This window comes from Rhodococcus sp. T2V, from assembly GCF_029269925.1.
Lineage (GTDB): Bacteria > Actinomycetota > Actinomycetes > Mycobacteriales > Mycobacteriaceae > Rhodococcus_F > Rhodococcus_F koreensis.
This window is the reverse complement of the sequence record NZ_JARJBD010000402.1, coordinates 1-475: the sequence shown is the minus strand read 5'-3', so window position 1 is coordinate 475 and position 475 is coordinate 1. Positions and strand designations below refer to the sequence as shown.

General features: G+C 65.5%; 1 pseudogene. It reads right to left on the bottom strand.

The features are described from left to right. Nucleotides 1-230: 230 nt before the first annotated feature. A pseudogene (locus P3H15_RS55695) lies at nucleotides 231-475 on the bottom strand (cation transporter); the annotation flags it as partial.

The following is a 475-nucleotide window of genomic DNA, read 5'->3' as shown; positions in this document are numbered from 1 at the left end:
CATGCGGGTCTGCGACCGTGAGGACGGCGTCGACGATGTGCGGGTTGCGTTCGAGCTCTTGTTCGAGTTTGCGCAGTGTGTGGGCGATGTGGGATTCGGCATGGTCGCCGACGAGGTCGACGCTGGCGACGAGGAAGGATCTGTTTCGGTCCGGTGTACTCGATGCGCACGAAGCGCACGGTCGCCACGTCGGGTAGCTGTGCGATTCGTTCGACGGCGGCGTTGCGCAGTTAGCTCGAACCCGGCTCTCCGGTGAGGAATCGGCGGTTCCGGTCGATCAGTACGACCGCGACCGCACCCAGCAGTACCCCCACGAGGATCGACCCGGTCGCGTCCCAGACGGCGGTGCCCGTGATCTGGTGCAGCGCGATTGCGGCGGCGATGAGAATGCCGACGATCGCGGCGCTGTCCTTAACGGATACCGCCCGCACTGTCGGATCCGAGGTTTCGAGGGCGTAGTCGAGGACGTCGCGGT